General features: G+C 70.2%; 4 protein-coding genes. 1 reads left to right on the top strand and 3 read right to left on the bottom strand.

All coding sequences use genetic code 11. The features are described 5' to 3' along the window. Positions 1-12: 12 nt before the first annotated feature. The 3 genes from G6022_RS11345 to G6022_RS11355 all read right to left on the bottom strand — a co-directional run bounded on the left by G6022_RS11345 (position 13) and on the right by G6022_RS11355 (position 3,156). Positions 13-831 (bottom strand): thioesterase family protein, encoded by an 819-nt coding sequence (locus G6022_RS11345; protein ID WP_182639704.1) that lies wholly within the window; start codon positions 829-831, stop codon positions 13-15. A 22-nt stretch (positions 832-853) separates the two neighbouring features. Then, entirely contained in the window at positions 854-2,062 is a 1,209-nt protein-coding gene (locus G6022_RS11350; RefSeq protein WP_182609811.1) for an acyl-CoA desaturase, read from the bottom strand. A 92-nt stretch (positions 2,063-2,154) separates the two neighbouring features. Beyond that, positions 2,155-3,156: an LLM class flavin-dependent oxidoreductase gene (locus G6022_RS11355; protein WP_182639705.1), complete on the bottom strand. Its 1,002-nt coding sequence runs from the start codon at positions 3,154-3,156 to the stop codon at positions 2,155-2,157. A 70-nt stretch (positions 3,157-3,226) separates the two neighbouring features. On the opposite strand from G6022_RS11355, the gene thiM reads away from it, so the two are divergent. Continuing rightward, positions 3,227-3,951 (top strand): hydroxyethylthiazole kinase (gene thiM, locus G6022_RS11360; RefSeq protein WP_182691592.1); only part of this gene is annotated, 725 nt, incomplete at its 3' end.

Below are 3,951 nucleotides of genomic sequence, written 5' to 3' on the forward strand. Positions count from 1 at the left end.
AGCCGCCGGCCGTCACCCGAACACGGTGATGGTCTGGCGGCTGATCGCCGTCAGGGCCCCGTCCGGTCGCCACATCATGGCGTGGGTGTGCGCGTACCCGTCGCGGGAGGCATCGGTGGTCGCCTCGTAGGCGAACAGCGCCTCCGGCGGGATCGTGTCGGGGCCGATCTCCGCCACCAGCTCCAGCGTCCAGGTCAGGCTGCTGGCGGGTGCGAACCCGGACAGCATCTGGATGGTCGCGGGCGGCCACGCGTCCGCGAGCACCAGCAGATGCTCCTCGTGGAACTCCTCCGGGGCCTCGCGCAGCTGCGCCCAGCCCGAGAGGTCTCCGGTCTCGGCTCCGCTGAACGGTAGGGCGCCGCCGACCTGCCTCAACGCGAGGAACCGGTAGAACTCCGGGGTCATCTTCTCGATGTAGGGGAACGGCTCGATGGTCCCGGGCTCGGGCAACTCCGGCATGGGATGCCTCGGTGGCACCACGATGGTGGACTCGCGGTGCTTCCCGAACGCCGCGAGCGCCGTGGCGACGATCGCTCCGTCCTGCCGCAGCGTGGCCTGGGCCTGCGTGACGTTCTTCCCGACCCGCAGAATCTCGGCGTGGACCTCGACCGCGCCCGTCGTGGCGGGACCGACGAACGAGACGGTGAACGACCTCAACGGATGTGGAGACCCAGACCCCGACCCGGCCGCGTCCTTCAGCCGCCCCTTGATCGACGCGAGGAGCAGGGCCCCAGTCAGGCCACCGTAGATCGCGCGGCCCTGCGTCCAACCGTCCGAGATCTCGACGCTCCCGCCGCGCGAGGCGGACTCCAGCATGCTCTTCAGCGACATGCCGGACAGTCTGCCAAAGCGGTCAGCGGACCAGTTGGGGGCGCCCCTTGTTCCGGAACGCGGCCAGGGCCGTCGCCAGGCCCGGCATCTGCGGCATCCGGTCGAACATCCTCTCGCTGCGCGTCTCCGCCGCGTCGTCGGCGGTCCGGTGCAGGTACCGGTCGGGCAGCGAGAGTCGGGCGATGGTGCGCCATGACTGCAGGTACTGCTTCCACAGCGGCCCGCTCACGTACGGCAGGTCGTACCGCTCGCACAGGTCGCGGACCCGCAGCGAGATCTCGGAGTACCGGTTGGACGGCAGGTCGGGGAACATGTGGTGCTCGATCTGAAACGACAGGTTGCCCGACATGAGGTTCATGACGGGGCCGCCGTCGAGGTTGGCGCTGCCGAGCATCTGGCGCAGGTACCACTCGGCCTGCGTCTCGTTCTTGACGTCCTTGGGGGTGAACTTCTCCGCCCCGTCCGGGAAGTGGCCGCAGAAGATCACCGCATTGGTCCAGATGTTGCGGAGGATGTTCGCGGTGACGGTGGCGGTGAGCGCCTGACGGCCGGACGGCCCCGCGAGCACGGGGAACAGGACGTAGTCCTTGAGGACCTGTTTGCCCGCCTTCCGCAGGAACGCCTTGGCTGTGCGCCGGTCGGCGGGCGTGGCGCCGGAACCCGGGAACGCGTCCTGGAATCGCACGTGCTGCAGCCCGATCCCCCACTCGAACCCAAGCATCAGCACGGTGTTGACCAGGAGGTTGGCGGAGTACCTGGGCTCCCACGGCACATCGCGCGTGACCCGCAGGACGCCGAACCCCACGTCATCGTCCAACCCGACGATGTTGGTGAACTTGTGGTGCAGGTAGTTGTGGGTGTGCTTCCAGTCCGCGGAGCTACCGACCAGGTCCCACTCCCAGGTGGTGGAGTGGATCTCCGGATCGTTCATCCAGTCCCACTGTCCGTGCAGGACGTTGTGCCCGATCTCCATGTTCTCGAGGATCTTGGCCACGGCCAGGCCGCCCGTGCCGAGCGCCCAGGCCGTGCGGTTCCGGGCGCCCAGGTACAGGACGGCACGGGCTCCCAGCTCGATCCCCCGCTGCAGCCGGATCACGCTGTGGATGTAGCGGTAGTCCCGCTCCCCGCGCGAGGCGATCACGTCGGCCCTGATCGCGTCGAGTTCCCGACCCAGCTCGTCGATCTGCTCGGGAGAGAGGTGCGCGTACTCGCCTACATCAGAGATGGCCATGGATCAACTCTAGGCCTGCCGTGTACCCACGGCCACCCGTGAGCAGGAACGGGTTGCGAATACGTGACCAACGGCACTGGGCGACCGGCATCTCAGTCACTCCAGGCCCGGCGCAACACTTCCAGCGTGCCGTGGACACGCTCGCGGGTCGACCCCACGGGGGCGATCATCAGCTCGTCCGCGCCCGCGCGCTCGGCGAAGTCCCGCAGGTAATCGCGCACCTCGGGGCCGTCCCCCACGGCGGTGTAGGTGATCATGTGGAGGATCTGGCGACCGGCTGCCGACTCCATCACCATGTCCAGCTCCTCGTCCGAGAAGTGGCGCCCGCGTCCGGCCATCAGCTTCACGCGCTGACGGCGATACCAGTGCAGCTCGCGGGCCGCACGCCCGGTGTCGTCGTCGGTCACCACGTTGACCGCGGCGATCATGTACGGCTCGGCCAGCTGGTCGCTGGGCTCGAACCGGTCGCGGTACACGGCCGAGGCCTGCTCGAGTGCGTCGGGCGCGAAGTGCGAGGCGAACGCGTACGGGAGCCCGAACTTCGCCGCCAGCTGGGCACCGAAGAGCGACGACCCGAGGATGTAGAGGGGGATCCTGGTCCCCCGCCCGGGCGTCGCGGTGATGCCGCGCGTGCGGGCGAGGTCCGACGGCGAGTCGCCCAGGAAGGCCTGCAGTTCCCGCACGTCGTCGGGGAAGCGCTCGGCGGCCGACGGTTCGCGACGCAGGGCGCGGAACGTCTGCGGGTCGGTGCCGGGCGCGCGGCCCAGCCCCAGATCGATCCTGTCCGGGTGCAGCTCGGCGAGCGTGCCGAACTGCTCGGCGATCACGAGCGGCGAGTGGTTGGGCAGCATCACCCCACCGGAGCCCAGGCGGATCCGCTCGGTCTGCGAGGCGATGTGCGCCATGAGCACCGCCGGCGCGGAGGAGGCGATGGACCCCATGTTGTGGTGCTCGGAGTACCAGACCCGGTCGTAGTCCAACTCCTCGGCCCTGCGCGCCAACGCCACCGAGTCCTGCAGCGCCTCCCCGACCGACTGACCGGGACGGACGGAGGCGAAATCGATCACGGACAGGGGCATCGGGGAGGGGGTCATGACCGGTCCAACCCACGCCCCGCGGGACCTATTCCGTCCCGTGTCCGGCCGGGGGCGGCACACTGGGGGTATGTCCGCACCCGGCTCCGGTTCCAGCCCCAGTTCCAGCTCTGTCGACATCGCACACCTGGTCTCGGTGATGCGCCGGGCCGAGCCGTTGGTGCACTGCCTGACCAACTCGGTGGTCCGCCAGGTCACGGCCGACGTCCTACTGGCCGCCGGCGCGGCGCCCGCGATGGTCGACCACCCCGAGGAGGCAGCCGACTTCGCGGCGGTCGCCTCCGGGGTTCTGGTCAACGTGGGCAACCCGACCGCCGAGCAGGTGGAGGGCATGCACGCCGCGATCGGCTCGGCGCGGGAGCACGGCACTCCGTGGGTGCTCGATCCGGTGGCGGTGGGCGGTCTGACGCTGCGCACAGGGCTCGCCACCGGCTGGCTCGACCACGGCCCCGCGGCGATCCGGGCCAACGCCTCGGAGATCGTCGCCCTGGCCGGTGCCGGGGTGGGTGGCCGCGGTGTGGACTCGACACATGACGTGGCCGCCGCACTGCCGTCCGCGCTGATGCTCGCCGAGCGCACAGGGGGCGTGGTCGCGGTGACGGGTGCGCAGGACGTGGTCGTCACCAATTCCGGCGGGCTGACAGTCGCCACCTGGATCACGTCGGGGCACCCGCTGCTGCAGAAGGTGATCGGCACCGGCTGCGCGCTCGGGGCGCTGACGGCCGCCTACCTCGGCGCGGCCCGGGCCACCGGCCTCCCCGACCACGATGCGGTGGTGGCCGCCCACGCGCACGT

Origin of the sequence: Dietzia sp. Cai40 (assembly GCF_014145165.1) — a bacterium.
GTDB classification, from domain to species: domain Bacteria; phylum Actinomycetota; class Actinomycetes; order Mycobacteriales; family Mycobacteriaceae; genus Dietzia; species Dietzia natronolimnaea.

What these genes read in the sequence shown, in the direction of transcription:
- G6022_RS11345 (WP_182639704.1), bottom strand. Translation starts at nt 831, where the DNA reads ATGTCGCTGAAGAGCATGCTGGAGTCCGCCTCGCGCGGCGGGAGCGTC.
- G6022_RS11350 (WP_182609811.1), bottom strand. Translation starts at nt 2,062, where the DNA reads ATGGCCATCTCTGATGTAGGCGAGTACGCGCACCTCTCTCCCGAGCAG.
- G6022_RS11355 (WP_182639705.1), bottom strand. Translation starts at nt 3,156, where the DNA reads ATGACCCCCTCCCCGATGCCCCTGTCCGTGATCGATTTCGCCTCCGTC.